We start from the raw sequence: 6,175 nt of genomic DNA, 5'->3' as shown, positions 1-6,175 counted from the left end.
ATATGGATATTTTCCAAAGTTGTTTTGGCAATAATCCAAAGTGTTTTTTACATCTTGAATTAGTTTTTCAACATTTCTAGAATGCCTTTTATCATAATACACTTCAATTGAAATGCCTTTATAATTTGTTTTCTGAATTTGATATTCGGCAGAAGCAAAAGCAAAACGAAACGGAATTTTTCCATTAGATTTATAATGAAAATAATTGCGATTGTCTTTTTTCCAGTTTCCAATTAAATCTCCAATTCCAATTGCGGTTTGATTTTTTGAAGTAGAAACTACAACATCATAATCAATGAAATCATTTGTAGTTTTCGATTTTTCTTCCAGCTTTTTAAGTGGCGTTTGCGGTTTTAAATGTCTTTTTATACGTTCTTTTTCACTGCTGATTTCATTAGAATCCTGATAACCAAAAGTTGGAAAGTAACGGCTTATTCGCATAAATGAACCATTTTCAATAATCGAATTAAAGGCGGTATGACCTTTAAATGGTGACCAAGTTGAGGTAAAAGCAAAACTCATTTTTATTTTCTGTTGAGGTAACAAAGGTTTTTCCAATCGATACCAATAATGCTGAAATTTAGAAACATCATCCAAATTTTTAGCATTTTCAATTTCAACAGAAATCAGTTTCGAATTTCGATCTATATATAGGAGTAAACTATCGATTGTTTTTTCCGAATTATTGATCAATTCATAAGTGCCTTTTACTTCGTAACGATTTTCTTCAGGAAATAAATCGACTATACTTTTTACTGCAATAATCGTTGGCTGGGCAAGATTCGTATATTTTTTAAACTGTTTTTCGTATTGCTCGCTCCAATTGTTCTGATTGTCTTTAGTCAAATACGGATATTCAATATTCGTTTTATAAAAAAGATAACTTCCAAAACCAATAAATAGAATACTTCCAAAAGCTAAAGTTGTTTTCTGAATTATATTAAATGAATTTCTGCGAATGGTTTTTAGAATCGTAGCATTTCGTTTCCATAAAATTCCAGTCAAAGTCAGGAGAATCAATGCCAATCCAAAATTGTACAGCATTGAAATATGAAACGGAAAAGTATAACTTCCAAAACCATTCAAATCAAAATATTCTCTTTTAAAAGAATCTCCAAATCGAAATAACGGATGCGAAATTCCTAATTGTTCTCCAATTCCCGTACAAAACAAAAGCACGATAAATGCCGAAACTGCCAATCCTAAATAGTTGTTTTTAATGAAAGTCTGAATCGCAATTACCAAAATCGAAATCAAAAACAATGGAAATCCGATATAATAAAACATCGAAAGGTAAAGTCCAGCTTCAATTGGTGCATTGGCATTTGTAATTTGAAAACCAATTCCAATCAAAATACTAATTCCAATTAAAATCATCGGAATCATAAAAAGTGCTGTCAATTTCGAAATCAAAACTGCAAATGGAGAATAAGGAGCAGTATTTTCTAGCATTTCAAATCTCGAATTTTCGCTTCGATTCAATAATTCATTGCTGTAAAAAAGAAGAACCAGAATCAAAATAAATGGCAAACGATCCATAATGGTAGAAATCATCAAAGCCGTATTTGTAATACTTTCCGGCAATCTGATGCCACCGTCAATTTCGTCTGAAATCTCAATCATTAATAATCCCGAAAGTAAAATGACAATCAGTAAAAACGGAATTCCTTTTAAAACCAAATAAATATCCATTTTCAAATTGCTTTTAAAAACAGTCCAATTGTGTTTGGAGGTTTTAAATTGCTGTTTCGGAATTATAACAGATAAGACTTTTGCTTCTTTTGTGTTGATTTTAACCGATTTTATCTTTTTAGTTTTCGTTTTTCGAAATGAAAACAATTTATAGGAAACAAAAATCAGAAGGAAAGAAATGCAAATCCACACGATTCGATTGAATAAAAAGTTGCCCGAAAACGAAAGCAGTTGCGTATTTTTTTCGATGGCCGTCCAATATCTCGTTTGCTCTAAAAATGCCGCCAAACCAAACGGATCTATTTTTGCAGCCAAAGACATCGCTTTCGCGGAAGAGGGAGAAGCATTTGCAAATAAAGGCGAATTAGAAAAAATCGAACCCGCTATATATAAGATGTAGATGAATAAGCCGCCAACATAAATAAAAAGTTTGCTTCGCGTAAGCCAAGCCAGCGTTGCAAGAATCGAAAGACACAATAAAATGTTGGGGATAACAATTATAAAATAAGGCCAAACGTAATTTAGAATTTCAAAAGGACCAATTTCGCTTTTCGGAATCCACGACATTTGATGTCCGACAATCATCCCGATAATGAACATTCCAAAAGAGGAAACCGCAATTACAAAAGCTGTGATAAACTTACTTCCCAAAAAATGAAATTTAGAAATAGGAGTAGAGAAGACTATAGCATCAAATTTGGTTTCATATTCTTTTAAAAATTGCTGTGCGACTTGAAGCGTTATAGAGAAAATCGTCATCAGCGATATCAAACCAATCGCATAAGTCAATACAAACGGACTATTTTTATAAGCGCCCGAAAACGAAAAGTTCGCAAAAGCGCTCACAAAAAAGCCGAGAATTAGATATATAATATAGGAGGCATAAAATGTCCAGTTTCTGGTATTGTTATGCCATTCAAATTGAATTAATTTCGAAAGCATAACATTATTTTTTTAGTTGATTTTGAGATAAAATATTGAAGTAAACGTCGCTTAAATCTGGAGAAACCAATTCAAAACCAGAATCAGGCTGTTGATCAGAGAAAACATGAATGTTGATTTTTCCTGAATTCAAATGAGACGAAATAATATTAAAGTGTTCCTTGTGTTCTTTTAATTCATTTTTATGAATCGCTTTCGTCCAGATTTTTTCTTTCAAAGAATCGACAGCTTCATTTGGATTTCCTTCTAAAAGCAATTTTCCATTAGAAATAATTGCCATTTTGGTGCACAAGTCGCGAACATCTTCTACAATATGTGTGGATAAAACCACAATAATGCTTTCGCCAATTTCGCTTAAAAGATTATTGAAACGGTTTCTTTCCTCAGGATCCAATCCCGCAGTTGGTTCATCGACAATAATAATCTTCGGATTTCCCAATAAAGCCTGTGCAATTCCAAAACGCTGACGCATTCCGCCCGAAAAAGAATGAACTGCTTTGTCTTTGTGTTGTAATAAATTCGTTTGCTGCAGCAAATACAAAATCTGGTCATGTCGTTCTTTCTGATTAACTATTCCCTTCAAAATGGCCAAATGATCTAATAAACGATAAGCAGAAATCTTTGGATAAACGCCAAATTCCTGCGGAAGATATCCAAGATTCTCCCTAATAAACATTGGATTTTCGAGAATATTGATTCCGTTAAACTCAATAATTCCAGAAGTTGGTTCTTGCAAAGCAGCAATGGTTCGCATTAAAGTAGATTTTCCAGCGCCGTTCGGACCAAGTAAACCAAACATTCCGTTTGCAATGTCAAGCGATAAATGGTCAATCGCCTGCGTGCCGTTCTCATACGTTTTGCTGAGATTTTTGATTGATAAACTGTTCATTTTTTGATTGATTTTTGATGATTATATAAATGATGATTTTGAAAATTTTAGGCAATAGAATTCCTGTCGGCCTCAAAAAGCCGATTTTTTAGTTTCAGAAAAATTGATTTAAAAGAAAGCTACTCGCTTACATATTCTAAAATATCGCCAGGTTGGCAATCTAATATTTTGCAAATCGCTTCGAGAGTATCAAATCGAATGCCTTTTGCTTTTCCCGTTTTTAGAATCGATAAATTAGCAGGCGTTATATCTAATTTCTCTGCCAATTCTTTACTCTGCATCTTGCGTTTGGCAAGCATTACATCAATATTTACAATTATTGGCATAGCTATATAAATAAGTCTTGTTCGTTCTGAAGGTTTAAACCTTGTTTAAAAATGGCTGCTAGAAAATAAGCAAAAGCGCCAAGCATTCCGTGTAATATGATAAAAAGCATCACTTCATTATCTAAAGGAACAAAGAAGAAAGCAAATAATATCACAATACTCGGAATGAATAAATTCGATAAATAAAAACGTTTTAAGTGCACCACGCTATTTTTGGTAAACAATTTCGGCTGAAAGAAAACTTTAAAAACATTACTACTCAATAAAAAGAAAAGTCCATAAAGACTCAGCGGAGCCAGAAAATCAAAAAGAATATACGGCAAATTGTAATCACCTAACATCAATGGATGTGAAGTAAACGGATAACAAACCTGAAAATATTTTCCGTTTTCTTTAAAAGTTAAAAATAATCCCGTCACTAAAGTAAAAACTGAATATACAGCCAAGAAAAAATAAACTACAGCCAAGAATCTGGTGAGATAAAATAATATTCTAGAAACAATATGAGTCGTTTTCATACACTGAAAGTTAAGTTTGATATTGCAAATGTATAATTAATTATCGTAAAACAATAATTAATTATTTAGAAATAATCATTTTGATCAATTTAAGAATATTATAATTCTATTAACATTAGAAAACAAAAGGCATTCGCATAAATGGCTTAATTTTGCATTTTAGCCTTAATTTATATGAAAAACCCAATTTCAGTCTCATTATTAGAGCTCGCTATCATTACTCAGGATAGCAATGCTACAGAAACATTTCAAAAAACAAAAGATATAGCGCAATTAGCAGATACATTAGGATACAAGCGATTTTGGCTGGCAGAACATCATAATATGGCACACGTTGCAAGTACGGCAACGGTAGTTTTAATAGGATATGTGGCAAGTCAGACAAAAAATATCCGAGTAGGTTCTGGTGGAATCATGCTCCCGAATCATTCGCCTTTAGTGGTAGCAGAACAATTTGGAACTCTAGAAACCCTTTACCCGAATCGAATCGATTTAGGTTTAGGAAGAGCGCCAGGAACAGATCAACCAACTGCAGAAGCAATTCGAAAAGACTTTTTCGAGCAGGCACAACGCTTTCCACAAAATGTAAGCAAACTTCAAGAGTATTTTTCATCTGAAAATGCGACAGGAAAAGTTCGTGCATTTCCAGCTGAAGGTTTAAATGTACCAATTTGGATTTTAGGTTCAAGTATGGACAGTGCAGCTTTAGCGGCAGCTTATGGATTGCCTTACGCTTTCGCCGGACACTTTGCACCAAAGTTGATGATTCAAGCATTTGAATTTTACAGAGAAAATTTTCAGCCATCAGAATATTTGGATAAACCAAAAACAATGTCATGTGTGAATGTAATTGCTGCCGATACAAATGAAGAAGCAGAGTTATTGTCTACAAGTTTGTATCAAATGTTCCTAAATCTAATAAGAAACGACCGTAAAGGATTACAGCCGCCAGTTCCATCATTAGACGATATCATGAACGAAGCAGAACGTTTTCATGTAAACCAAATGACCGCTGGAACCTTTACAGGAAACAAAGAACAATTAGTAACCGATTTGAAAAAGTTCATTGACTATGCAAGAATCGACGAACTAATGGTAACAAGTCCAATCTTCGATCATCAGGCGAAACTAAAAAGCATCGAAATCACCAAAGAAGTAATAGATGCTTTAAATTAATAATGCATTATATAGTATAGTTTTTATTCTCTATTATATATGAGTAATTCCCACTTGCAGCCCGACAGGTTTTGAAAACCTGTCGGGTTTGTTTTTTGTACATATATAATATATAGCATTGAATGGTTATACTGAGCGCAGCGAAGTCACATCCGGTTTTTTTGGAATTTGGAGTTTAAGAATTGTGATTTCGATAAATATAAGGAGCCATTTCCCGCTATCCGCTGCAATCTTTTCATGGCGAACCCCGCCATAAAAAGGATTTCCGCTGCTATCGGGGCTAGGGGAGCGGTCTTCGGAAGAAGTTTTTGGGAAAAATAAGATTTTGGTAGGCTGAAAAATCGTCAAAAAACAGGCTGAAAATCGAAAAAACCACTAAAGTCCCTGTTTCAAAAATCTCGAAAAACAGCAATAATGCATCTTGTTTCAGAAAAACCGCACAAAGGGTGAAAAATTATTGGAATGTAAACAAGCCGTTACCAGCGAGTTAAGAAAAAGATCAAAAAAAAGCGTAAAAAAGTGTTCAGAAAAGCTTGCGAAAGCGGAAAAAGGTTCTACTTTTGCACCCGCAACAACGAAAAACGTTCACTGAAATACTGGCAGGCATGATGAATCAGACGGGAAGAGATTTC

The 6,175-nt window shown here is 33.7% G+C and carries 5 protein-coding genes; 1 reads left to right on the top strand and 4 read right to left on the bottom strand.

The genetic code is table 11. The annotated features are described in order from the left end of the window. The 4 genes from VGE71_RS14310 to VGE71_RS14295 form a co-directional block, all read right to left on the bottom strand. Positions 1-2,634, bottom strand: a 2,634-nt coding sequence (locus VGE71_RS14310) for an aminopeptidase (protein ID WP_331138943.1), incomplete at its 3' end; no start/stop codon positions are given. Between the two features lie 4 nt (positions 2,635-2,638). After that, on the bottom strand, positions 2,639-3,523 hold the full coding sequence (locus VGE71_RS14305) for an ABC transporter ATP-binding protein (RefSeq protein WP_331138942.1): 885 nt from the start codon (positions 3,521-3,523) through the stop codon (positions 2,639-2,641). A gap of 119 nt (positions 3,524-3,642) precedes the next feature. Next, the gene (locus VGE71_RS14300) at positions 3,643-3,849 is read right to left on the bottom strand and encodes a helix-turn-helix domain-containing protein (protein WP_144215125.1); all 207 of its coding nucleotides are present in this window, start codon (positions 3,847-3,849) and stop codon (positions 3,643-3,645) included. Between the two features lie 2 nt (positions 3,850-3,851). Then, complete coding sequence (locus VGE71_RS14295) at positions 3,852-4,367, bottom strand: DUF2975 domain-containing protein (RefSeq protein WP_331138941.1); 516 nt, start codon at positions 4,365-4,367, stop codon at positions 3,852-3,854. 174 nt (positions 4,368-4,541) lie between these two features. Between VGE71_RS14295 and VGE71_RS14290 the strand changes: the two genes are divergently transcribed. Continuing rightward, positions 4,542-5,543: an LLM class flavin-dependent oxidoreductase gene (locus tag VGE71_RS14290; protein WP_331138940.1), complete on the top strand. Its 1,002-nt coding sequence runs from the start codon at positions 4,542-4,544 to the stop codon at positions 5,541-5,543. Positions 5,544-6,175 lie beyond the last annotated feature (632 nt).

The sequence above is a fragment of the Flavobacterium sp. genome, assembly GCF_036405015.1.
Classification (GTDB): domain Bacteria; phylum Bacteroidota; class Bacteroidia; order Flavobacteriales; family Flavobacteriaceae; genus Flavobacterium.
The sequence above is the reverse complement of the archived record's forward strand: the minus strand, read 5'-3'. Positions and strand labels throughout refer to the sequence as shown.

Bases quoted from the DNA above. Each gene is read 5' to 3' on its own strand.
- VGE71_RS14305 (WP_331138942.1), bottom strand. From the start codon at position 3,523: ATGAACAGTTTATCAATCAAAAATCTCAGCAAAACGTATGAGAACGGC.
- VGE71_RS14300 (WP_144215125.1), bottom strand. From the start codon at position 3,849: ATGCCAATAATTGTAAATATTGATGTAATGCTTGCCAAACGCAAGATG.
- VGE71_RS14295 (WP_331138941.1), bottom strand. From the start codon at position 4,367: ATGAAAACGACTCATATTGTTTCTAGAATATTATTTTATCTCACCAGA.
- VGE71_RS14290 (WP_331138940.1), top strand. From the start codon at position 4,542: ATGAAAAACCCAATTTCAGTCTCATTATTAGAGCTCGCTATCATTACT.